This is a genomic window from Pseudomonas sp. SMV71 (assembly GCF_052042015.1).
Taxonomy (GTDB): Bacteria; Pseudomonadota; Gammaproteobacteria; order Pseudomonadales; family Pseudomonadaceae; genus Aquipseudomonas.
In genome coordinates, this window is record NZ_JBKGGU010000006.1 from 86,801 (window position 1) to 108,613 (window position 21,813).

General features: G+C 58.9%; 20 protein-coding genes and 3 tRNA genes. 20 read left to right on the forward strand and 3 right to left on the reverse strand.

The genetic code is table 11. The features are described from left to right. The first annotated feature begins 53 nt into the window (after positions 1–53). From carB to ACLEJQ_RS07590, 3 genes are read left to right on the forward strand one after another with little or no spacing between them, the layout of a single operon-like run. Positions 54–3,275: a carbamoyl-phosphate synthase large subunit gene (gene carB, locus ACLEJQ_RS07580; protein ID WP_440793659.1), complete on the forward strand. Its 3,222-nt coding sequence runs from the start codon at positions 54–56 to the stop codon at positions 3,273–3,275. A 2-nt stretch (positions 3,276–3,277) separates the two neighbouring features. After that, positions 3,278–3,754 (forward strand): transcription elongation factor GreA, encoded by a 477-nt coding sequence (greA, locus tag ACLEJQ_RS07585; RefSeq protein WP_440793948.1) that lies wholly within the window; start codon positions 3,278–3,280, stop codon positions 3,752–3,754. A gap of 28 nt (positions 3,755–3,782) precedes the next feature. Then, positions 3,783–4,187, forward strand: coding sequence for an MFS transporter (locus ACLEJQ_RS07590; protein WP_440793661.1), 405 nt, complete (start codon positions 3,783–3,785; stop codon positions 4,185–4,187). Between the two features lie 10 nt (positions 4,188–4,197). Here ACLEJQ_RS07590 and ACLEJQ_RS07595 read toward each other — a convergent pair whose 3' ends face one another. Continuing rightward, positions 4,198–4,506, reverse strand: a complete 309-nt coding sequence (locus ACLEJQ_RS07595; RefSeq protein WP_039592320.1) for a YhbY family RNA-binding protein — start codon at positions 4,504–4,506, stop codon at positions 4,198–4,200. 107 nt (positions 4,507–4,613) lie between these two features. Here ACLEJQ_RS07595 and rlmE point away from each other — a divergent pair, with 107 nt between their 5' ends. The 16 genes from rlmE (at position 4,614) to ACLEJQ_RS07675 (ending at position 20,137) form a co-directional block, all read left to right on the forward strand. Beyond that, complete coding sequence (rlmE, locus tag ACLEJQ_RS07600; RefSeq protein WP_440793663.1) at positions 4,614–5,264, forward strand: 23S rRNA (uridine(2552)-2'-O)-methyltransferase RlmE; 651 nt, start codon at positions 4,614–4,616, stop codon at positions 5,262–5,264. Positions 5,265–5,455: 191 nt separating this feature from the next. Beyond that, positions 5,456–7,366: an ATP-dependent zinc metalloprotease FtsH gene (gene ftsH / locus ACLEJQ_RS07605; RefSeq protein WP_440793665.1), complete on the forward strand. Its 1,911-nt coding sequence runs from the start codon at positions 5,456–5,458 to the stop codon at positions 7,364–7,366. 8 nt (positions 7,367–7,374) lie between these two features. Further along, positions 7,375–8,226, forward strand: a complete 852-nt coding sequence (gene folP / locus ACLEJQ_RS07610) for a dihydropteroate synthase (RefSeq protein ID WP_440793667.1) — start codon at positions 7,375–7,377, stop codon at positions 8,224–8,226. 16 nt (positions 8,227–8,242) lie between these two features. After that, the gene (gene glmM, locus ACLEJQ_RS07615; RefSeq protein ID WP_440793668.1) at positions 8,243–9,580 is read left to right on the forward strand and encodes a phosphoglucosamine mutase; all 1,338 of its coding nucleotides are present in this window, start codon (positions 8,243–8,245) and stop codon (positions 9,578–9,580) included. Positions 9,581–9,646: 66 nt separating this feature from the next. Next, positions 9,647–10,402 carry a triose-phosphate isomerase gene (gene tpiA, locus ACLEJQ_RS07620; RefSeq protein ID WP_304554054.1) on the forward strand — a complete coding sequence of 252 codons (756 nt, stop codon included), beginning with the start codon at positions 9,647–9,649 and terminating at the stop codon, positions 10,400–10,402. A 4-nt stretch (positions 10,403–10,406) separates the two neighbouring features. After that, positions 10,407–10,790, forward strand: coding sequence for a preprotein translocase subunit SecG (secG, locus tag ACLEJQ_RS07625; protein WP_440793950.1), 384 nt, complete (start codon positions 10,407–10,409; stop codon positions 10,788–10,790). A gap of 21 nt (positions 10,791–10,811) precedes the next feature. Beyond that, positions 10,812–10,897, forward strand: a tRNA-Leu gene (locus tag ACLEJQ_RS07630). Between the two features lie 95 nt (positions 10,898–10,992). Further along, positions 10,993–11,069: transfer RNA gene (locus tag ACLEJQ_RS07635), tRNA-Met, on the forward strand. 140 nt (positions 11,070–11,209) lie between these two features. Further along, positions 11,210–11,668 carry a ribosome maturation factor RimP gene (gene rimP, locus ACLEJQ_RS07640; protein ID WP_440793951.1) on the forward strand — a complete coding sequence of 153 codons (459 nt, stop codon included), beginning with the start codon at positions 11,210–11,212 and terminating at the stop codon, positions 11,666–11,668. Positions 11,669–11,727: 59 nt separating this feature from the next. Further along, a complete protein-coding gene (nusA, locus tag ACLEJQ_RS07645) occupies positions 11,728–13,209 on the forward strand; it encodes a transcription termination factor NusA (protein WP_440793669.1) in 1,482 nt (493 codons plus the stop codon). Positions 13,210–13,236: 27 nt separating this feature from the next. Next, entirely contained in the window at positions 13,237–15,753 is a 2,517-nt protein-coding gene (infB, locus tag ACLEJQ_RS07650) for a translation initiation factor IF-2 (protein WP_440793671.1), read from the forward strand. A gap of 158 nt (positions 15,754–15,911) precedes the next feature. Further along, the gene (gene rbfA / locus ACLEJQ_RS07655; RefSeq protein ID WP_440793672.1) at positions 15,912–16,307 is read left to right on the forward strand and encodes a 30S ribosome-binding factor RbfA; all 396 of its coding nucleotides are present in this window, start codon (positions 15,912–15,914) and stop codon (positions 16,305–16,307) included. A 3-nt stretch (positions 16,308–16,310) separates the two neighbouring features. Continuing rightward, positions 16,311–17,228, forward strand: coding sequence for a tRNA pseudouridine(55) synthase TruB (gene truB, locus ACLEJQ_RS07660; RefSeq protein ID WP_440793674.1), 918 nt, complete (start codon positions 16,311–16,313; stop codon positions 17,226–17,228). 138 nt (positions 17,229–17,366) lie between these two features. After that, on the forward strand, positions 17,367–17,636 hold the full coding sequence (rpsO, locus tag ACLEJQ_RS07665; protein WP_015093441.1) for a 30S ribosomal protein S15: 270 nt from the start codon (positions 17,367–17,369) through the stop codon (positions 17,634–17,636). A 197-nt stretch (positions 17,637–17,833) separates the two neighbouring features. Further along, entirely contained in the window at positions 17,834–19,939 is a 2,106-nt protein-coding gene (gene pnp / locus ACLEJQ_RS07670) for a polyribonucleotide nucleotidyltransferase (protein WP_440793677.1), read from the forward strand. Positions 19,940–20,064: 125 nt separating this feature from the next. Continuing rightward, a tRNA-Thr gene (locus ACLEJQ_RS07675) sits at positions 20,065–20,137 on the forward strand. A gap of 17 nt (positions 20,138–20,154) precedes the next feature. Here the strand turns inward: ACLEJQ_RS07675 and ACLEJQ_RS07680 are convergent. Continuing rightward, positions 20,155–20,700, reverse strand: a complete 546-nt coding sequence (locus ACLEJQ_RS07680; protein ID WP_440793679.1) for a hypothetical protein — start codon at positions 20,698–20,700, stop codon at positions 20,155–20,157. Between the two features lie 85 nt (positions 20,701–20,785). Next, positions 20,786–21,127, reverse strand: a complete 342-nt coding sequence (locus ACLEJQ_RS07685) for a type II toxin-antitoxin system HicB family antitoxin (protein WP_440793681.1) — start codon at positions 21,125–21,127, stop codon at positions 20,786–20,788. Positions 21,128–21,437: 310 nt separating this feature from the next. Here ACLEJQ_RS07685 and ACLEJQ_RS07690 point away from each other — a divergent pair, with 310 nt between their 5' ends. Further along, on the forward strand, positions 21,438–21,743 hold the full coding sequence (locus ACLEJQ_RS07690) for a DUF6388 family protein (protein WP_440793683.1): 306 nt from the start codon (positions 21,438–21,440) through the stop codon (positions 21,741–21,743). Positions 21,744–21,813: the final 70 nt, after the last annotated feature.

Consider the following 21,813-nt stretch of genomic DNA (forward strand, 5'->3'; position numbering starts at 1 on the left):
AAAGATTGTTCGACGGCCTAGCCGACTGACCTGCGGATTTGAGTGACAAACCCATGCCAAAACGTACAGACATAAAAAGCATCCTGATTCTCGGCGCTGGCCCGATCGTGATCGGCCAGGCCTGCGAATTCGACTACTCCGGCGCCCAGGCTTGCAAAGCCCTGCGCGAAGAGGGCTATCGCGTCATCCTGGTGAACTCCAACCCGGCCACCATCATGACCGACCCGGCCATGGCCGACGCTACCTACATCGAGCCGATCAAGTGGCAGACCGTTGCCAAGATCATCGAGAAAGAGCGCCCGGACGCACTGTTGCCAACCATGGGTGGGCAGACTGCCCTGAACTGCGCCCTGGACCTGGAGCGCGAAGGCGTCCTGGAGAAGTTCGGCGTAGAGATGATCGGTGCCAACGCCGACACCATCGACAAGGCCGAAGACCGTTCCCGTTTCGACAAGGCCATGAAAGCCATTGGCCTGGAGTGCCCGCGCTCGGGCATCGCCCACAGCATGGAAGAGGCCAATGCGGTCCTCGACAAACTGGGCTTCCCGTGCATCATCCGTCCGTCCTTCACCATGGGCGGCACCGGTGGCGGTATCGCTTATAACCGCGAAGAATTCGAAGAAATCTGTGCGCGTGGCCTGGACCTTTCGCCGACCAAGGAACTGCTGATCGACGAATCGCTGATCGGCTGGAAAGAATACGAAATGGAAGTTGTCCGTGACAAAAAGGACAACTGCATCATCGTCTGCTCCATCGAAAACTTTGACCCGATGGGCGTGCACACCGGCGACTCGATCACCGTCGCACCGGCCCAGACTCTGACCGACAAGGAATACCAGATCCTGCGTAACGCCTCCCTGGCGGTACTGCGCGAGATCGGCGTGGAAACCGGCGGCTCCAATGTCCAGTTCGGCATCTGCCCGAACACCGGGCGCATGGTGGTCATCGAGATGAACCCTCGGGTTTCCCGTTCGTCGGCCCTGGCCTCCAAGGCCACCGGGTTCCCGATTGCCAAGGTCGCCGCCAAGCTGGCCGTGGGCTACACGCTGGATGAGCTGTCGAACGACATCACCGGTGGCAAGACCCCGGCGTCCTTCGAGCCATCCATCGACTATGTCGTTACCAAGCTGCCACGTTTCGCCTTCGAGAAGTTCGCCAAGGCTGACGCCCGCCTGACCACGCAGATGAAGTCGGTCGGTGAAGTCATGGCCATCGGCCGGACTTTCCAGGAATCCCTGCAGAAAGCCCTGCGCGGCCTGGAAGTGGGTGTTTGCGGTCTCGATCCGAAGCTGGACCTGAGCAATCCGGAAAGCATGAGCGAGCTCAAGCGCGAGCTGACCGTGCCGGGTGCCGAGCGTATCTGGTACGTGGCCGATGCCTTCCGCGCCGGCATGACCGTCGAGCAGATCTTCGGCATGAACATGATCGACCCTTGGTTCCTGGTGCAGATCGAAGACCTGATCAAGGAAGAGGAGAAGGTCAAGACCCTGGGCATGTCCAGCATTGACCGCGACACCATGTTCCGCCTCAAGCGCAAGGGTTTCTCCGACCAGCGCCTGGCCAAGCTGCTGGGTGTAACCGAGAAGAGCCTGCGGGCCCATCGCCACAAGCTGGAAGTATTCCCGGTCTACAAGCGCGTCGACACCTGCGCGGCTGAATTCGCGACCGACACCGCCTACCTGTACTCCACGTACGAAGAAGAGTGCGAAGCCGCGCCATCGACCCGCGACAAGATCATGATCCTGGGTGGCGGTCCTAACCGGATCGGCCAGGGCATCGAGTTCGACTACTGCTGCGTACACGCCGCGCTGGCCCTGCGCGACGACGGTTACGAGACCATCATGGTCAACTGCAACCCGGAGACCGTGTCCACCGACTACGACACTTCCGACCGCCTGTACTTCGAACCGGTGACCCTTGAAGACGTGCTGGAAATCGTCCGCGTCGAGAAGCCCAAGGGCGTGATCGTCCAGTACGGCGGCCAAACGCCTCTGAAACTGGCGCGTGCCCTGGAAGCGGCCGGCGTGCCGATCATCGGCACCAGCCCGGACGCGATCGACCGCGCTGAAGACCGCGAGCGTTTCCAGCAGATGGTCGAGCGCCTGAACCTACGTCAGCCGCCTAACGCCACCGTGCGCAGCGAAGACGAAGCGGTCAAGGCTGCGGCCAAGATCGGTTACCCGTTGGTGGTGCGTCCGTCCTATGTGCTGGGTGGCCGGGCGATGGAAATCGTCTACAAGGAAGAAGAACTCAAGCGCTACCTGCGCGAAGCGGTTCAGGTGTCCAACGACAGCCCGGTGCTGCTCGACCACTTCCTCAACTGCGCCATCGAAATGGACGTGGATGCGGTCAGCGACGGCACCGACGTGGTGATTGGCGCGATCATGCAGCACATCGAGCAGGCCGGGGTTCACTCCGGTGACTCCGCCTGTTCGCTGCCGCCTTACTCGTTGCCTGCGCACATCCAGGACGAGATGCGCGAGCAGGTCAAGAAAATGGCATTGGAGCTGGGCGTTGTCGGCCTGATGAACGTGCAGCTGGCGCTTCAGGGCGAAGATATCTACGTCATCGAAGTCAACCCGCGCGCTTCCCGGACGGTACCGTTCGTCTCCAAGTGCATCGGTGTTTCCCTGGCAATGATCGCTGCACGGGTCATGGCAGGCAAAACCCTGAAGGAGCTGGGCTTCACCAAGGAAATCATCCCGAACTTCTACAGCGTCAAAGAGGCGGTGTTCCCGTTCGCCAAGTTCCCGGGTGTCGACCCGATCCTTGGCCCGGAAATGAAGTCCACCGGTGAAGTGATGGGCGTAGGCGACACCTTCGGCGAAGCGTTCGCCAAGGCCCAGATGGGCGCCAGTGAAGTCCTGCCGACAGGTGGTACTGCGTTCATCAGCGTGCGTGATGACGACAAGCCACTGGTTGCGGGCGTGGCTCGTGATCTGATCAACTTGGGCTTCGAAGTGGTCGCCACTGCCGGTACCGCCAAGCTGATCGAGGCGGCAGGGCTGAAAGTGCGTCGCGTGAACAAGGTGACCGAGGGGCGTCCGCATGTGGTCGACATGATCAAGAATGACGAAGTCACGCTGATCATCAACACCACCGAGGGTCGCCAGTCGATCGCCGATTCCTACTCCATCCGCCGCAATGCGCTGCAGCACAAGATCTACTGCACCACGACCATTGCCGCGGGCGAAGCGATCTGCGAAGCGCTCAAGTTTGGTCCTGAGAAGACCGTGCGTCGCTTGCAGGATTTACATGCAGGATTGAAGGCATGAGCATAACCAAGTACCCCATGACTGTTCAGGGCGCTCGCGCCCTGGAAGAAGAACTCGCTCATTTGACCAAGGTCGAGCGTCCGCGCTTGAGCCAGGCCATTGGTGAGGCCCGTGAACTGGGCGATCTCAAGGAAAATGCCGAGTACCATGCCGCACGCGAAGAGCAGGGCATGGTCGAGGCGCGTATTCGTGACATCGAAGGCCGCATGCAGAATGCGGTGATCATCGATGTCACGACGATTCCGCACACCGGCAAGGTCATCTTTGGCACTACCGTTGAAATCGCCAACGTCGAGACCGATGAAAGCGTCACCTACCAGATCGTGGGTGAGGATGAGGCTGACATCAAGCTTGGCAAGATCTCCGTCGGCTCGCCCATCGCTCGCGCCTTGATTGCCAAGGAAGAGGGCGATGTGGTGGCGGTGAAGACGCCCGGTGGCGTGATCGAGTATGAGATTGTCGAAGTCCGTCACATCTGAAAGAAGGCGCCCGCTTCGAGCGGGCGCCATGGTCTGGCAGCTCACCCAGATGTTGTGGGTGGGCGGCGTCTGGTTGCTGCACATCGGCTTGCTGCCAGTGCTCAATCGGATCGGCCTTGCGCCATTGCTCATCGACGAAATTGCAGGCACGCTGACGATGCTGCTGGTGGGTTTTTGCGCGATGTGCGTGATATTCCAGGCTTTGGTGCTGGTTCAGGCCGAGGGCCTTGCCAGTCTATGGCGCGACATTCGTGGGCAATTGCTGCTCATGGCGTTGTACGCGTGCGGGATGTTCTTTGCGGTGCGTCTCGGCTGGCCGGATGCTGGCCAGTGGCAGGTGTTCAGCTACCTGGTCCTGGGATTCTCCGGCCTGGTGCTGGTGCTGCAACCGGTCCCCGGATGGAGTGGCAGGGTGTGCGAGGCACACCCTTGACCCTTTGGCATCACTTGAAGCGGTGAACGTTCGACAGTTGCTTGTTGACGCTGAAGTTCTTGCGATAAATCAGCGCCATCTTGCCGATGACCTGCACCAGGTCGGCCTTGCCGGCCTTGCACAATTCGGCAATGGCGGCCAGGCGGGCTTCGCGGTCCAGGATGTTGAGCTTGATCTTGATCAGCTCATGGTCACCCAGGGCACGCTCCAGTTCGGCCAGTACACCTTCAGTCAAACCGTTGTCAGCCACAGTCAAAACCGGTTTCAGATGGTGGCCAATGGATTTGTATTGTTTCTTCTGCTCTTGAGTGAGCGGCATAATCTGACCCCTGCGTCTGATCTTGTAAAAAAGCGGCGGCCAGTTTACCCGAGCGAGTCCGGGACCGCCCACTTAATCACGACCCGTTTTATTTTTAGAGGTGGCCCGTGGCCCGTTCCAAGACTAGCCAGAACTGGCTCAGAGAGCATTTCAACGATCCGTACGTCAAAATGGCGCAAAAAGACGGGTACCGCTCACGTGCCAGCTACAAATTATTGGAGATCCAGGAAAAGGATCGCCTGATCCGCCCAGGCATGACGGTGATCGATCTCGGAGCAGCGCCGGGTGGGTGGTCGCAAGTGACCAGTCGTCTGATTGGCGGTCAGGGGCGGCTGATTGCGTCCGATATCCTGGAAATGGACAGTATCCCCGACGTGACTTTTATCCAGGGTGATTTCACGGAAGACGCCGTGCTGGCGAAAATCCTCGAAGCCGTCGGAAATACGCAGGTCGACCTTGTGATTTCCGATATGGCCCCCAATATGAGTGGACTGGCCGCTGTCGACATGCCTCGTGCAATGTTCCTCAGTGAGCTGGCCCTGGATCTTGCCGGGCGGGTACTGCGCCCGGGTGGTGATTTCTTGATCAAGGTCTTCCAGGGGGAAGGTTTTGACGAGTACCACAAGGGCATGCGCAAATTGTTCGACAAGGTGCAGATGCGCAAGCCATTGTCGTCCCGTGACCGCTCTCGCGAGCAGTATCTGCTGGCGCGGGGTTTCCGCGGAGTCGAAGGCGCAGCGAGCGATGAGCGTTTTTGAGTGGGGTGATAGTTTTTTTTGTCTCGCATTGAAAATGCCACGTAACGAAAATTGCGTGGTCAAAGTTTCACAAAGGGTTACAGACGGCGCCTGCCAGAGTCGTAGGTAATGTAGTAAGTTAGGCCGGTGAATATCATGCGAAGCGCGCGCCAGTAGCGGAGCTTGCTTCAGAGGGTAGTTAATTGAACGATATGGCAAAGAATCTGATCCTGTGGTTGATCATCGCCGCTGTCCTTGTGACCGTGATGAACAACTTCTCCAGCCCTAACGAGCCGCAGACCCTCAACTATTCCGACTTCATCCAGCAGGTCAAGGATGGCAAGGTCGAGCGCGTAGCCGTTGATGGCTATGTGATTACCGGCAAGCGCGCCGATGGCGACACCTTCAAGACCATTCGTCCGGCAATCCAGGACAATGGCCTGATCGGTGACCTGGTGGACAACCACGTCGTGATCGAAGGCAAGCAGCCTGAGCAGCAGAGCATCTGGACCCAGCTCCTGGTCGCAAGCTTCCCGATCCTGGTGATCATCGCCGTGTTCATGTTCTTCATGCGCCAGATGCAGGGCGGCGGCGGTGGCAAGGGCGGGCCGATGAGTTTCGGCAAGAGCAAGGCCCGTCTGCTTTCCGAAGACCAGGTGAAAACCACCCTGGCCGACGTCGCGGGCTGCGATGAGGCCAAGGAGGAAGTCGGCGAACTGGTCGAGTTCCTGCGCGATCCGGGCAAGTTCCAACGTCTGGGCGGCCGCATTCCTCGCGGCGTGCTGATGGTTGGCCCACCCGGTACCGGTAAAACCTTGCTGGCCAAGGCAATTGCCGGCGAAGCCAAGGTGCCGTTCTTCACGATTTCCGGTTCCGATTTCGTGGAAATGTTTGTCGGCGTGGGTGCCAGTCGTGTTCGTGACATGTTCGAACAGGCCAAGAAGCACGCGCCATGCATCATTTTCATCGACGAGATCGACGCCGTCGGCCGCCATCGTGGCGCCGGTATGGGCGGCGGTCACGACGAGCGCGAACAGACCCTCAACCAGTTGCTGGTGGAGATGGACGGTTTCGAAATGAATGACGGCATCATCGTGATCGCCGCCACCAACCGTCCTGACGTACTCGACCCTGCGTTGCTGCGTCCCGGCCGCTTCGACCGTCAGGTCGTCGTGGGGCTGCCGGACATCCGCGGTCGCGAACAGATCCTCAAGGTTCATATGCGCAAGGTGCCGATGGGTGATGATGTCGCTCCGGCGGTCATCGCTCGTGGTACGCCGGGCTTCTCCGGTGCCGACCTGGCCAACCTGGTCAACGAGGCTTCGCTGTTCGCTGCTCGTGGCGGCAAGCGCATCGTCGAGATGAAAGAGTTCGAGCTGGCAAAGGACAAGATCATGATGGGCGCCGAGCGCAAATCCATGGTCATGTCGGAGAAAGAAAAGCAGAACACCGCATACCACGAGGCGGGCCACGCCATCGTCGGTCGCGTGGTGCCTGAGCACGATCCAGTCTACAAGGTTTCGATCATCCCGCGTGGTCGTGCTTTGGGCGTGACCATGTTCCTGCCGGAGGAAGATCGCTACAGCCTGTCTAAGCGCGCCCTGATCAGCCAGATCTGTTCGCTGTACGGCGGTCGTATCGCAGAAGAAATGACGTTGGGCTTCGATGGCGTGACCACCGGTGCATCGAACGACATCATGCGTGCCAGCCAGATAGCACGGAATATGGTCACCAAGTGGGGCCTGTCCGAGAAGCTGGGGCCGCTGATGTATGCCGAAGAAGAAGGGGAGGTTTTCCTGGGGCGTGGTGGCAGTGGCCAGCATGCCAGCTTCTCTGGCGAGACGGCCAAGCTGATTGACTCGGAAGTGCGCAGCATCATCGACCAGTGCTACGGCACGGCCAAGCAGATCCTCACGGATAACCGTGACAAGCTCGACGCCATGGCCGACGCCCTGATGAAGTATGAAACCATCGATGCCGACCAGATCGACGACATCATGGCGGGACGCACGCCTCGCGAGCCTCGCGACTGGTCGGGTGGTACCGGCACCTCCGGTACCCCGCCGGCAGTGCAGGGCGAGCGTCCGGAAACACCGATTGGCGGTCCGGCTGCTGATGTCTAAGGCTTGAAATGACTTCTGTTCCGTCCTCGACCCGGTTGCCTTGCGGCAACCGGGTTCTTGATTTAGCCCATGTGCATGTCATGGGTATTCTCAATGTCACTCCCGATTCCTTTTCCGATGGTGGTCGTTTCAGTCAGCATGACGCTGCGCTACGACATGCCGAGGCCATGGTTGCCGCTGGGGCGACGCTGATCGACGTCGGCGGCGAATCGACCCGGCCGGGCGCCCGATCGGTTTCTCCCACCGAGGAGCTGGAGCGGGTGGCACCGATTGTCGAGCGCATCCATCGCGAGCTCGATGTGATCATCTCGGTTGATACTTCTACGCCTGCGGTCATGCGCGAAACTGCACGTCTCGGTGCGGGTTTGATCAATGATGTCCGGTCGTTGCAGCGCGACGGAGCGCTGGATGCGGCGGCGGCTACTGGCTTGCCGGTATGCCTGATGCATATGCGTGGCGAGCCGGGGACCATGCAGAACGACCCGCAGTATCACGACGTGACCGCACAGGTAGGCGAATTCCTCGCGCAGCGTTTGGAACAGTGCGCGGTGGCGGGAATCCCTGCAGAGCGAACTATTCTCGATCCGGGGTTTGGCTTTGCCAAGACGCTGGCTCACAATCTGAGCCTGTTCAAACATATGGAAGCCTTGCATGCCTTGGGGCGACCCTTGTTGGTCGGGGTCTCGCGCAAGAGCATGATAGGCAATGCCCTAGGGCGTCCGGTAGGTGAGCGTCTGTACGGCGGGCTTGCACTCGCGGCCCTGGGCCTGACCAAAGGTGCGCGCATACTGCGTGTGCACGATGTGGCCGAAACGATGGATGTCGTACGGATGATCGCCGCTGTGGATTCAGCCGAATAAGAATGACGGAGCACTCATGAGCAAAAAATACTTTGGCACCGATGGTATTCGTGGTCGGGTCGGCGAGTATCCCATCACCCCTGATTTCATGCTCAAGCTCGGCTGGGCAGCTGGCATGGCGTTCCGCAAAATGGGCGCTTGCAAGGTGCTGGTAGGCAAGGACACGCGTATTTCCGGCTACATGTTCGAGTCGGCTCTCGAGGCTGGCCTGACTTCGGCGGGCGCCGATGTCATGCTGTTGGGGCCTATGCCGACGCCTGCCATTGCGTACCTGACCCGTACTTTTCAGGGGCAGGCGGGCATTGTGATCAGTGCCTCGCACAATCCGCATGACGATAACGGCATCAAGTTCTTCTCTGGCAAGGGCACCAAGCTGCCGGATGAAGTGGAGCTGATGATCGAAGAGCTGCTGGATACGCCGATGACGGTGGTTGAGTCGAGCAAGATCGGCAAGGTGTCGCGGATCAACGATGCGTCAGGCCGTTATATCGAATTCTGCAAGGGCAGCGTGCCGGCCGGTACCAGTTTCGCGGGCCTGAAAATTGTTGTCGATTGTGCCCATGGCGCAACCTATAAGGTCGCGCCCAGTGTCTTCCGTGAGTTGGGAGCAGAGGTTGTGGTGCTTTCTGCCCAGCCCAACGGGCTGAATATCAATCACAATTGTGGTTCCACTCATACCGAAGCGTTGCAGGCTGCCGTGCTGGCCGAGCATGCCGATCTCGGCATCGCCTTCGATGGAGATGGCGACCGGGTCTTGATGGTTGACCATACCGGTACTCTTGTGGACGGTGACGAGCTGCTGTTCATCATCGCTCGGGATCTGCGCGAGCGAGGCAAGTTGCACGGCGGCGTCGTTGGCACACTGATGAGCAACCTCGGGCTTGAGCTCGCCCTGGCAGATCTGGATATTCCTTTCGTGCGGGCCAACGTGGGCGACCGCTACGTAATGTCCGAGCTGCTGGAGCGCAACTGGAAGATCGGGGGGGAAAACTCCGGTCATATCGTGTGCTTCGATCACACCACCACCGGTGACGCAATCATCGCCGCCCTGCAAGTGCTGATGGCGCTCAAGGCACGTAACGAAGGGCTTGCACACTCGCGCCAAGCGCTGCGCAAGTGCCCGCAGGTACTGATAAATGTGCGTTTTGGTGGCGGTGCGAATCCTCTTGAGCACGCAGCGGTCCGAGAGGCCAGCGAGCGCGTAACTCAAGCGATGGCGGGGCGTGGACGTGTATTGCTGCGCAAGTCCGGCACCGAGCCTTTGGTGCGCGTCATGGTCGAAGGCGAGGATGAAGCACAGGTTCGTGGTTACGCTGAAGAGCTGGCGAAGATCGTAACTGAAGTTTCTGCCTGAATTCGGCTTGCCAGTCATGAATCGGTTGGGTAACATCTGCGCCCACTTTGACCGACGAGGTACAGCATGCGTCGCCCTATGGTAGCTGGTAACTGGAAGATGCACGGTACCCGCGCCAGCGTCGCTGAGCTGATCAATGGCCTTCGTCATCTGGCCTTGCCAAGCGGTGTTGATGTCGCGGTATTCCCGCCTTGCTTGTATATCAATCAGGTGATTGATGGCTTGAAAGGCAAGTCGATTTCGGTCGGCGCGCAGAACTCTGCGGTGGAATCCATGCAAGGTGCGTTGACCGGTGAGGTTGCGCCGAGTCAGCTGGTGGATGCAGGTTGTACTCTGGTCCTGGTCGGGCACTCCGAGCGTCGCCTGATCATGGGCGAGCAGGACAAGACCCTGATTCGCAAATTTGCAGCGGCCCAGGCGTGTGGTCTGACTCCGGTGTTGTGCGTAGGGGAAACTCTCGAGCAACGCGAAGCCGGCAAGACCCTTGAAGTTGTCGGGCGTCAGCTGGGCAGCATCATTGAAGACCTGGGTGTCGGCGCTTTTGCAAAAGCAGTCATTGCTTACGAGCCGGTCTGGGCCATTGGCACCGGGCTGACTGCTTCGCCGCAACAGGCGCAGGATGTGCATGCAGCCATCCGCGCGCAGTTGGCGGCAGAGAATTCTGAAGTGGCACGAGGTGTGCGGCTTCTATACGGCGGCAGCGTGAAGGCGGCCAATGCGGTCGAACTGTTCGGCATGCCGGATATCGATGGGGGGCTCATTGGTGGAGCGTCCCTGAATGCAGATGAGTTCGGTGCGATCTGTCGCGCCGCGGGAAACTGAAAAAATGCTGGAAACAGTCGTAGTCGTTTTTCATCTGCTGGGCGCACTGGGCGTAGTTGCTCTCGTATTGCTGCAGCAGGGTAAAGGTGCCGATGCTGGCGCGTCTTTCGGTGCAGGTGCTTCAAATACTGTGTTCGGAAGCCAAGGTTCCTCTACCTTTCTTAGTAAGTTTACTGCTATACTTGCCGCCGGTTTCTTCATGACCAGCTTAGGGTTAGGTTACTTTGCTAAAGAGAAAGCTCATGAGCTGACTCAAGTAGGTTTGCCAAACCCAGCGGTATTGGAGGCGCCCAAGCAACAACCGGCTTCTGATGATGTCCCGGTGCTTCAAGAGCAAAAGTCGGCCAACTCGGCGACTGACGTACCTCAAGCTCAAGAGCAGAAGTAAGAAGGTTTCAAACGCTGTATTGCCGAGGTGGTGGAATTGGTAGACACGCAACCTTGAGGTGGTTGTGCCCATAGGGTGTAGGGGTTCGAGTCCCCTTCTCGGTACCAATTATCAGGAGAGCCCGCAATTGCGGGCTTTCTTGTAGGTGGAGGTTACATTGACCCTGTAAGGGTTCAGCCGTATACTTGCGCCCCAGCTTTGTCGCGGGATGGAGCAGCCTGGTAGCTCGTCGGGCTCATAACCCGAAGGTCGTCGGTTCAAATCCGGCTCCCGCAACCAGTTTCAGGGGCCCCTTCCAAGGGGCTTTTTGTTAGCTGGACACTTTATAACGCCGCTGTTCAACGGCGTTTCAGGGATGGGCGATTCGCCCATTTTTTTTTATTTGCACAGCATGCACAAACATGCACGAGGGGGTTCAGGTGTCGAGCAAGCTAGAACAGTTGCAGGCCTTGTTGGCCCCGGTGGTCGTGGCCCTGGGCTATGAATGCTGGGGTATTGAGTTTTCGGCTCAAGGTCGCCACTCATTGTTGCGCGTTTATATCGATAAGGAAGGCGGCGTGTTGGTGGACGATTGCGCCATCGTCAGCCGCCAGATCAGTGGTGTGTTGGATGTTGAAGATCCAATCAGCTCTGAGTACACCCTTGAAGTTTCCTCGCCTGGCATGGAACGCCCGCTGTTCACTCTTGAACAGTTTGCTTCGTTTGCCGGTGAACAAGTGAAGATCAGGCTGCGCTCGCCTTTCGAAGGTCGGCGCAACTTCCAGGGCCTTCTGCGTGGTGTAGAAGAGCAGGATGTCGTGGTGCAGGTAGACGACCACGAGTTCCTGTTGCCGATCGATATGATCGACAAGGCCAACATTATTCCCAGTTTTGACTGATACGTGCCAGATACTGCGGATCCCGCGGATCCAATGGCTTGCGAAAGGCGAGGCGTACGATGAGCAAAGAAGTACTGCTGGTTGTTGAGTCGGTATCCAATGAAAAGGGCGTACCGGCTGAAGTGATTTTTGAAGCGCTGGAGCTGGCTCTGGCCACTGCTACCAAGAAGCGGTTTGAAGACGAAGTTGATTTGCGTGTGGAAATCAATCGCCACACTGGTGCCTATGAGACTTTCCGTCGCTGGACGGTGGTCGAGGAAGACGACCTGGACGATCCGGCGATCGAAACCTGGCCAAGCAAGGTTGCGCAAACGCACCCGGGTGCCAAGGTAGGCGATGTCGTCGAAGAGAAAATCGAGTCCATCGAGTTCGGTCGTATCGCTGCGCAGACCGCCAAGCAGGTCATCGTGCAGAAGGTTCGCGAAGCAGAGCGCGCCCAAGTCGTCGATGCCTATCGCGAGAAGCTGGGGGAAATCATCTCCGGCACCGTGAAAAAAGTCACCCGCGACAACGTGATCGTCGACCTGGGCAACAACGCCGAGGCGTTGCTGGCACGTGAAGACATCATTTCTCGCGAAACCTTCCGGGTTGGCGTGCGCCTGCGCGCGTTGCTCAAGGAAATCCGCACGGAGAACCGTGGCCCGCAGTTGATCCTGTCGCGTACCGCGCCGGAAATGCTGATCGAGTTGTTCCGTATCGAAGTGCCGGAAATTGCCGAAGGCCTGATCGAAGTCATGGCTGCTTCCCGTGATCCGGGTTCGCGTGCCAAGATTGCAGTCCGCTCCAAGGACAAGCGCATCGACCCGCAGGGCGCCTGCATCGGTATGCGTGGTTCGCGTGTCCAGGCCGTATCCGGCGAGCTGGGCGGCGAACGCGTGGACATCGTCCTGTGGGACGACAACCCGGCTCAGTTCGTGATCAACGCCATGTCGCCTGCTGAAGTGGCGGCAATTATCGTCGACGAAGATGCCCATGCCATGGACATCGCCGTTGGCGCAGACAATCTGGCTCAGGCCATCGGTCGCGGTGGTCAGAACGTGCGTCTGGCCAGCCAGTTGACTGGCTGGACCCTGAACGTGATGACCGAATCGGACATCCAGGCTAAGCAGCAAGCTGAAACCGGCGACATCCTGCGCAACTTCATCGAAGAACTTGAAGTCGATGAAGAGCTGGCCCAGGTGCTGGTGGATGAAGGCTTTACCAGCCTAGAAGAGATTGCCTACGTGCCGGTGGAAGAAATGCTCAACATCGACGGCTTCGACGAGGAAATCGTCAACGAGCTCCGCGCTCGTGCCAAGGATCGTTTGTTGACCAAAGCCATCGCTACTGAGGAAAAGCTGGCAGACGCCCATCCGGCCGAAGACCTGCTCTCGCTTGAGGGCATGGACAAGGATTTGGCGATGGAACTGGCGGTGCGCGGCGTAATTACCCGCGAAGACCTGGCCGAGCAGTCTATTGACGACCTGCTCGACATCGACGGCATTGACGATGATCGTGCCGGCAAGTTGATCATGGCCGCCCGAGCCCACTGGTTCGAGTAATTAGGCGCGGCCTGAGGAGAGAAGTGCATGACGCAAGTCACGGTGAAACAACTGGCCGATGAGGTCAAAACACCGGTAGAGCGCCTGTTGCAGCAGATGCGTGAGGCAGGTCTGCCGCACACCGCCGCCGAGGAACATGTGACCGACAGTGAGAAGCAATCGCTGCTGACTCACCTGAAGAGCAGTCACAAGGCGAAAGTGGAAGAACCACGCAAGATCACGCTGCAGCGTAAGACCACCAGCACCCTGCGTGTTGCCGGTAGCAAAAGCATCAGTGTCGAAGTACGCAAGAAGAAAGTCTTCGTACAGCGCAGCCCGGAAGAAATCGAAGCCGAGCGCAAGCGCGAGCTGGAAGAGCGCCGCGCAGTAGAAAACGCAGCACGTCAAAAGGCTGAAGAAGAAGCCAAGCGTCGCGCCGAAGAAGAAGCGCGTCGACAGCCTGTCGCGCCACCTGCTCCGGTCGAAGCCGTTGCCGCGCCTGCTCCGCAAGCCGAACCAGTGCGTGAAAGCGCGCCGGTCGTGGCGCCGGCTCCGGCACCTGCCGATACTCGTAAACGCGACGAACAGCGTCGTCCCGACAAGCCACGTGCCGACGAAAACCGTCGTGGCGGTGGCGATGGCGAGCGCAAGAACGCTCCTCATCGGGCTTCGGTCAAGGAAAAGGCGCCGGCACCCCGTGTTGCGCCACGTACCACCGACGAAGAAAGCGATGGCTTCCGTCGCGGCGGTCGCGGCAAGGCCAAGCTGAAGAAACGCAACGCCCACGGTTTCCAGAGCCCGACCGGCCCTGTCGTGCGTGAAGTGAAGATCGGCGAGACCATCACTGTGGGCGATCTGGCCCAGCAGATGTCGGTCAAGGCTGCTGAAATCATCAAGTTCATGTTCAAACTGGGCACCCCAGCGACCATCAACCAGGTACTGGACCAGGAAACTGCCCAGCTGGTTGCCGAAGAGCTGGGCCACAAAGTGACCCTGGTCAGCGACACCGCCCTGGAAGATTCCCTGGCCGAGTCCCTGAAGTTCGAAGGCGAAGCGGTTCCGCGTGCGCCAGTCGTGACTGTCATGGGCCACGTTGACCACGGTAAGACCTCGCTGCTCGACTACATCCGTCGTGCCAAGGTTGCCGCTGGCGAAGCCGGTGGCATTACCCAGCACATCGGTGCCTACCACGTTGAAACCGAACGCGGCATGGTCACCTTCCTCGATACCCCGGGTCACGCCGCGTTTACCGCGATGCGTGCCCGTGGTGCCAAGGCCACCGACATCGTGATCCTGGTGGTCGCAGCGGACGACGGCGTGATGCCTCAGACCGTCGAAGCGGTCCAGCATGCCCAGGCAGCCGGCGTACCGCTGGTGGTTGCGGTGAACAAGATCGACAAGCCGGGTGCCGACCTCGATCGCATCCGTAGCGAACTGTCGGTTCACGGTGTGACCTCCGAAGACTGGGGTGGTGACACGCCATTCGTACCGGTCTCGGCGAAGATGGGTACCGGCGTTGATGAGTTGCTCGAAGCCGTCCTGTTGCAGGCCGAAGTCCTGGAGCTGACCGCTACCCCTTCGGCCCCGGGCCGTGGTGTGGTTGTGGAATCGCGTCTGGACAAGGGCCGTGGCCCGGTTGCGACCGTTCTGGTTCAAGACGGTACCCTGCGCCAGGGCGACATGGTGCTGGTCGGTTCGAACTATGGCCGCGTACGTGCCATGCTCGACGAGAACGGCAAGCCAATCAAGGAAGCAGGTCCGGCCATTCCGGTCGAGATCCTCGGCCTGGACGGTACACCGGACGCTGGCGACGAGATGAGCGTTGTGGCTGACGAGAAGAAGGCCCGTGAAGTTGCGCTGTTCCGTCAAGGCAAGTTCCGCGAGGTGAAGCTGGCCCGTGCTCACGCCGGCAAGCTGGAAAACATCTTCGAAAGCATGGGCCAGGAAGAGAAGAAGACGCTCAACATCGTCCTCAAATCCGACGTCCGTGGCTCGCTGGAAGCATTGCAAGGCGCTCTGAACGGCCTGGGCAACGACGAAGTACAAGTGCGCGTGGTCGGTGGCGGCGTCGGTGGTATCACCGAAAGCGACGCCAACCTGGCACTGGCTTCCAATGCGGTGCTGTTCGGCTTTAACGTGCGTGCCGATGCCGGTGCTCGCAAGATCGTCGAGCAGGAAGGTCTGGATATGCGTTACTACAACGTGATCTACGACATCATCGAAGACGTCAAGAAAGCCCTGACCGGTATGTTGGGCAGTGATGTCCGGGAAAACATCCTGGGCGTGGCCGAAGTTCGCGACGTATTCCGTTCGCCGAAGTTCGGTGCCATTGCCGGCTGCATGGTGATCGAAGGTGTCGTTCATCGTAACCGTCCGATCCGTGTACTGCGTGAAGACATCGTGATCTTCGAAGGCGAGCTGGAATCGCTGCGCCGCTTCAAGGATGACGCGTCCGAAGTACGTGCCGGCATGGAATGTGGTATCGGCGTCAAGAGCTATAACGACGTCAAGGTCGGCGACAAGATCGAAGTCTTCGAGAAGGTCCAGGTTGCTCGCAGCCTCTGACTCGCGTACTTCAAGAGCCGCAATGGGCAGCCGTATGAAAATGCGCTGCCGCGCTGGCGGACTCTAAACGCAACGCCCGGTCTGGCTTTTGCCAGGCCGGGCGTTTGCCGCTTTCAGACCTTGCGGGTTTCCCGCAGGGCAGTAACAGGTAACAAGACATGGCAAAAGAATACAGCCGTACCCAACGAATCGGCGATCAGATGCAGCGCGAGCTGGCCCAACTGATCCGCCGCGAAGTCAAAGACCCGCGCGTCGGCCTGGTCACCATTACCGCAGTGGAAGTCAGCCGTGACGTCGGTCATGCGAAGATTTTCATCACGGTCATGGGCCAGGACGGCGTCGAGGACGTCGCCCAGAGCATCAAGGTGCTGAACTCCGCCGCCGGCTTCCTGCGCATGCAACTGGCTCGGGAAATGAAGCTGCGCAGCGTTCCGCAATTGCATTTCCACTATGACGAAAGTGTCGCCCGTGGTGCGCATCTGTCGGCGCTGATCGAGCGTGCCGTGGCTGAAGACAGTCAGCACGCGGTTGAACCCGGCGACACCAAGGAGTAATCGGTGGCTCAGGTCAAACGTATCCGCCGTAACGTCAGCGGCATCATCCTGCTCGACAAACCATTGGGCTTTACTTCCAATGCGGCGTTGCAGAAGGTTCGCTGGCTGCTCAATGCCGAGAAGGCCGGGCACACCGGCAGCCTCGATCCGCTGGCCACCGGCGTGCTGCCGCTGTGCTTCGGCGAGGCGACCAAGTTTTCCCAGTACCTGCTCGATTCCGACAAAGGCTATGAAACCCTGGCGCAACTGGGCAAGACCACTACAACGGCGGATGCCGAAGGTGAGGTGTTGCTGGAGCGCCCGGTGACCGTTGGTCAGGCGGATATTGAAGCGGTGCTGCCGGCATTTCGTGGAGAAATCAGTCAGATACCGCCGATGTACTCGGCCCTCAAGCGCGATGGACAGCCGTTGTACAAGCTGGCCCGTGCAGGCGAAGTAGTGGAGCGTGAACCGCGTTCTGTTACTATTGCGCGCTTGGAATTGCTGGCCTTTGACGGTAATACTGCGCGGCTGGCCGTGGATTGCAGCAAGGGCACCTATATCCGGACCCTGGTGGAGGATATCGGTGAGCAGCTTGGCTGTGGTGCGTACGTGGCAGAATTGCGCCGGACCCAGGCCGGGCCTTTCACGTTGGCCCAGACGGTCACGCTGGAAGAGCTCGAAGCGGCACACGCCGAAGGCGGCAACGAGGCGGTCGACCGCTTCCTGATGCCCTCCGACAGCGGTTTGCTGGACTGGCCGCTGTTGCAGTTCTCCGAGCACAGCGCGTTCTACTGGCTCAATGGTCAGCCGGTACGCGCCCCGGACGCGCCGAAGTTCGGTATGGTCCGGGTACAGGATCACAATGGCCGCTTCATCGGTATCGGTGAAGTGAGCGAAGACGGGCGCATTGCGCCGCGTCGATTGATTCGGTCGGAATGACCGGAACCAGTCTGCGTAACAGCGGGCTGGCGAGTGTGGCTGTCAACAGGCACGGTCACTACTCTTTTATTGATACAGGGATTTGTCCCTGGCCTGTTGAAACCGCCCCTGGTGGTTTCCTGATAGAAGGATTGCCTCATGGCTCTCGACGTTCAAGAAAAAGCACAAATCGTAGCTGACTACCAGCAAGCTGTTGGTGATACCGGTTCGCCAGAAGTGCAAGTTGCACTGCTGACCGCCAACATCAACAAACTGCAAGGTCACTTCAAGGCCAACGGTAAGGACCACCACTCCCGTCGTGGTCTGATCCGCATGGTTAACCAGCGCCGTAAGCTGCTGGACTACCTGAAAGGCAAGGATCTGGGTCGCTATCAGACTCTGATCGGTCGCCTGGGTCTGCGTCGCTAATAAGCGATTGCGCTAGAGGTTGGTTGTCTGCCGTGTGTCAGTGGAATTTCCGCTGGCCTGCGGCAGGCTCCCAGCCTCAAGTTTTATCTGGATACACGTTTTACCCCTGGACAAGAGTCGGGCCGATTCCCGGCATTGCCCAAGAATTTCGCAAGAAGACAAGTTCCCCCAAGAGCCACAAAAGAAGGTAGGACACCGTGAACCCGGTAATCAAAAAATTTCAGTTCGGTCAGTCGACCGTTACCCTCGAGACTGGCCGTATCGCCCGTCAGGCCTCCGGCGCAGTGCTGGTCACCGTTGACGACGACGTCAGCGTATTGGTGACCGTCGTCGGTGCCAAGCAAGCCGATCCAGGCAAGGGCTTCTTCCCTCTGTCTGTCCACTACCAGGAAAAGACTTACGCTGCCGGTAAGATCCCTGGCGGTTTCTTCAAGCGCGAAGGCCGTCCTTCCGAAAAAGAAACCCTGACTTCGCGACTGATCGACCGTCCGATCCGTCCGCTGTTCCCGGAAGGCTTCATGAACGAAGTGCAGGTTGTCTGCACCGTCGTTTCCACCAGCAAGAAGACCGATCCGGACATCGCTGCGATGATCGGCACCTCGGCCGCGCTGGCCATCTCCGGTATTCCTTTCGATGGTCCGATCGGCGCTGCCCGCGTCGCGTTCCACGAAAGCACCGGCTACCTGCTGAACCCGACCTACGAGCAACTGAAGGCTTCGAGCCTGGACATGGTCGTGGCCGGTACGTCCGAAGCCGTGCTGATGGTTGAATCCGAAGCCAAGGAACTGACCGAAGACCAGATGCTGGGCGCCGTACTGTTCGCCCACGACGAGTTCCAGGTGGTGATCAACGCCGTCAAGGAACTGGCCGCCGAAGCCGCCAAGCCAACCTGGACCTGGGCTCCGCAAGCCGAAGCCACCGAACTGCTGGGCGCGATCCGTGCCGAGTTCGGCGAAGCGATCTCCCAGGCCTACACCATCACCGTCAAGGCTGACCGTTACGCACGTCTGGGCGAGCTGAAAGACCAGGTCGTTGCCAAGTTCTCCGGTGAAGAAGGCCAGCCTTCGGCCAGCGACGTCAAAGCCGCTTTCGGCGAAATCGAGTACCGCACCGTTCGCGAAAACATCGTTAATGGCAAGCCACGCATCGACGGCCGTGACACCCGTACCGTGCGTCCGCTGAACATCGAAGTCGGCGTCCTGCCAAAGACCCACGGCTCGGCACTGTTCACCCGTGGTGAAACCCAGGCCCTGGTCGTTGCCACGCTGGGCACCGCTCGTGACGCGCAACTGCTCGACACCCTGGAAGGCGAAAAGAAAGACCCGTTCATGCTGCACTACAACTTCCCTCCGTTCTCGGTGGGCGAGTGTGGCCGCATGGGTGGCGCCGGTCGTCGCGAAATCGGTCACGGCCGTCTGGCCCGTCGTTCGGTCCAGGCCATGCTGCCGGCCGCTGATGTGTTCCCGTACACCATTCGTGTGGTGTCGGAAATCACTGAGTCCAACGGTTCGAGCTCGATGGCTTCGGTCTGCGGCGCTTCCCTGGCCCTGATGGACGCCGGTGTGCCGATGAAGGCGCCGGTTGCCGGTATCGCCATGGGCCTGGTGAAGGAAGGCGAGAAATTCGCCGTCCTGACCGACATCCTGGGTGACGAAGACCACCTGGGCGACATGGACTTCAAAGTGGCCGGTACCGCCAAGGGCGTCACCGCACTGCAGATGGACATCAAGATCAAAGGCATCACCGAAGAGATCATGGAAATCGCTCTGGGCCAAGCCCTGGAAGCGCGCCTGAACATCCTCGGCCAGATGAACCAGATCATCGGTCAGTCCCGTACCGAGCTGTCGGAAAACGCTCCGACCATGATCGCGATGAAAATCGACACCGACAAAATCCGTGATGTCATCGGTAAAGGCGGCGCGACCATCCGTGCGATCTGTGAAGAGACCAAGGCTTCGATCGACATCGAAGACGACGGCTCGATCAAGATCTTCGGCGAAACCAAGGAAGCGGCAGAAGCGGCACGCCAACGTGTCCTGGGCATCACTGCCGAAGCCGAGATCGGCAAGATCTACGTCGGCAAGGTCGAGCGCATCGTCGACTTCGGCGCCTTCGTCAACATCCTGCCGGGCAAGGACGGTCTGGTACACATCTCCATGCTGAGCGATGCCCGCGTCGAGAAAGTGACCGACATCCTCAAAGAAGGCCAGGAGGTGGAAGTACTGGTACTGGACGTGGACAACCGCGGCCGTATCAAGCTGTCCATCAAGGACGTCGCGGCAGCCAAGGCATCGGGCGTTTAATCACCCCTGCGCTTGACCGCTGAACAGCAAAACGCCCCGACTGGTTCGGGGCGTTTTGCTGTGGGTCGAAAATCCTTGCGTTGCCGGTTGCCTGGCCACACGTGACGGTGCTAGGTTTAGCCACCGCCCGTGTAGCTCAGTCGGTAGAGCAGCGCACTCGTAACGCGAAGGTCGCAGGTTCGATTCCTGTCTCGGGCAAGATTAACCCCCTCCCGTCATTTCACCTTCCGGCTCAGTTCCTCGACCGTGCGTTTGAGCTGGTCGATTTCACGATCCTGATCACTCAGGTCCCGCTTAAGCGTCGAGATTTCGCTGCTGTTCGAATTAGAACTGGTCCCACTGTTGCGCTTGAGTTCTTCCACTTGCTTACCCAGGTCGCGCAGGTCTTGCTCCTGTTCCTTGACGGTGCGCTTGAGTTCTTCGATTTCCTTGTTGCTCGAACTGGAGCTCGAACCACTGTTGCGCTTGAGTTCCTCGATCTGGCGGGCCTGGTCGGCGAGGGTCCGTTTCTGTTCTTCCAGTTCGGTGGTGTTGGCCTTTACATTTTTAGGCAGTTCTTCAAGGACGCCGACGCTGATACTGGTCTTGAGGAGCACGTTATTGTTGATTGAGCTGCGCAGGGCTGGAATGGTGTCGGAGGACAATGTGTAACCAGACTCGGTTTCGACAGCCGCCCGGGCTGTACCTGACGAGATCATGCTGCCGAGCAACAGGCTGGCAACGCCAACGTGGAATGAAGACAACGCGGAAAAGCTGCGCATCACTGGGGTTCCTTGTGAAGTGCCGATATGGCACATCGCTATGACTGGATAACGAGACATAGGTTCCCCGCGCCCTTCGAGCTCCTCACGCGTGGTGCTGTAAGTATTCGTTCAATGCCTGGCGCGTCAGATCGTTCAAAGAAACGTTTTGACGGGTCGCGGCTAACGCTGCCGTCAGATGCAGATCATGTCCGATACGGACATTAAACGAACCTTTGCAAGGCAGTTCTGGCTGCTGTCCGAGCTGCTCGCAGCTTTGTAGATAATCATCCACCGCTTCGCGAAAAGCTGTTTCCAATTCTGCGACGGTTTGCCCTTCGTAACTTACCAGCGCCCGGATGAACAGCAGCTTTCCGAATAGACATTTATCCTCGGTGCTTGCCTCAATCGAGCCGATGTAACCCTTGTGCTGCAACTGGGCGCTCATGGAATCAGGCCTCCTGTTTTCAGTTGTTCAACGATCTTCTGGCGGGGTTGTTTATACGAGGTAAATGTGCACCGTTGGAAACGGGAAACTGTAACCGGGCACTTTCTAGGTTCCTTGTGTCTATGCCAGTTGTTGCACTGGCTTGCGTCTCTGCTAGGATCCTTGTCGCATGCAGCAATACTTCTGTTTTCAGATGATCCCCCGAATGGTTCTGAAGGCCAGGTAAACCGGGCTTGCTACGGTTTCCTGCGTCAGAGAGATCCTTGAAGATCCAGATCCATCCTCCATTCCTCCGATCAGCGAGAACACCATGACCGCGAAAGCACTGACGCAAGAAGCCAGACACGAAGAAGCCCTGCGCAAGTACGCCCTGGACACGCCTCAGTTACTGGAAGAAATAAAGAACCTGAGTGCTGACGATCAGAAAGACCAGATTCAGTGGGCATTCGAGGACGAGGCTGAAGCCCAGGGGATGCAGCCCTGGGAGTTGACGCTCAAGTACACCAGCACACCTGAGGAGTTCGAGGCGCAACGCCTTGCCTTGCACAAGGAGGCGGCCGAGGTGTTGGGAGTGGAATGGGAGGAGTACTGCGAGATGAATAATTTAGTCGTTTAGCTGTGAGCTACAAGCTACAAGCTACAAGCTACAAGCTACAAGCTACAAGCGTCGAGGCTTTGTCTTGCAG

Coding starts and splice junctions, on each gene's coding strand:
- secG (WP_440793950.1), top strand. CDS start 10,407: ATGCTGGAAACAGTCGTAGTCGTTTTTCATCTGCTGGGCGCACTGGGC.
- glmM (WP_440793668.1), top strand. CDS start 8,243: ATGAGCAAAAAATACTTTGGCACCGATGGTATTCGTGGTCGGGTCGGC.
- rbfA (WP_440793672.1), top strand. CDS start 15,912: ATGGCAAAAGAATACAGCCGTACCCAACGAATCGGCGATCAGATGCAG.
- tpiA (WP_304554054.1), top strand. CDS start 9,647: ATGCGTCGCCCTATGGTAGCTGGTAACTGGAAGATGCACGGTACCCGC.
- ftsH (WP_440793665.1), top strand. CDS start 5,456: ATGGCAAAGAATCTGATCCTGTGGTTGATCATCGCCGCTGTCCTTGTG.
- ACLEJQ_RS07595 (WP_039592320.1), bottom strand. CDS start 4,506: ATGCCGCTCACTCAAGAGCAGAAGAAACAATACAAATCCATTGGCCAC.
- nusA (WP_440793669.1), top strand. CDS start 11,728: ATGAGCAAAGAAGTACTGCTGGTTGTTGAGTCGGTATCCAATGAAAAG.
- folP (WP_440793667.1), top strand. CDS start 7,375: ATGACTTCTGTTCCGTCCTCGACCCGGTTGCCTTGCGGCAACCGGGTT.
- infB (WP_440793671.1), top strand. CDS start 13,237: ATGACGCAAGTCACGGTGAAACAACTGGCCGATGAGGTCAAAACACCG.
- carB (WP_440793659.1), top strand. CDS start 54: ATGCCAAAACGTACAGACATAAAAAGCATCCTGATTCTCGGCGCTGGC.
- rpsO (WP_015093441.1), top strand. CDS start 17,367: ATGGCTCTCGACGTTCAAGAAAAAGCACAAATCGTAGCTGACTACCAG.
- ACLEJQ_RS07690 (WP_440793683.1), top strand. CDS start 21,438: ATGACCGCGAAAGCACTGACGCAAGAAGCCAGACACGAAGAAGCCCTG.
- ACLEJQ_RS07590 (WP_440793661.1), top strand. CDS start 3,783: ATGGTCTGGCAGCTCACCCAGATGTTGTGGGTGGGCGGCGTCTGGTTG.
- ACLEJQ_RS07680 (WP_440793679.1), bottom strand. CDS start 20,700: ATGCGCAGCTTTTCCGCGTTGTCTTCATTCCACGTTGGCGTTGCCAGC.
- ACLEJQ_RS07685 (WP_440793681.1), bottom strand. CDS start 21,127: ATGAGCGCCCAGTTGCAGCACAAGGGTTACATCGGCTCGATTGAGGCA.